The organism is Parendozoicomonas verongulae (assembly GCF_009711465.1).
Lineage (GTDB): Bacteria > Pseudomonadota > Gammaproteobacteria > Pseudomonadales > Endozoicomonadaceae > Sansalvadorimonas > Sansalvadorimonas verongulae.
This window is the reverse complement of the sequence record NZ_SMME01000182.1, coordinates 1-335: the sequence shown is the minus strand read 5'-3', so window position 1 is coordinate 335 and position 335 is coordinate 1. Positions and strand designations below refer to the sequence as shown.

The window sequence follows — 335 nt, the reverse complement described above, 5'->3', positions numbered from 1 at the left end:
GGCACATCGCTGGCAGAATTTACTGAATCCATGCACACGACAGTGCCTCCCCTGATAGTCAATTGTCATAGGCAGCATGACTGGCGACGCCTCCTCTTTGGCGGGCCAGGTGTGGATAAGGAGGGCAGGATACGCCATGTTCAAGGGGCGCTGGCAACGGCACTGCCGGATCAGGCCATTATAATCAAGGGTGCGGACTGGTCCGATCTTACGTTTCAGCAGCAAATAACCTCGCTGCAGGAGCGAAAGCAGTACGAGAGTAATGGCCAGACCTGTTATCTGCCAGACAATGTCCAGTTTTACCAGGCCAGCGTCGATGAGGAAGAACTGGCCAG

Annotated in this window: 1 protein-coding gene; it reads left to right on the top strand. The window is 54.9% G+C overall.

The window, feature by feature from the left end:
* Window positions 1–335 (top strand): hypothetical protein (locus E1189_RS22120; protein WP_230459807.1); only part of this gene is annotated, 335 nt, incomplete at both ends.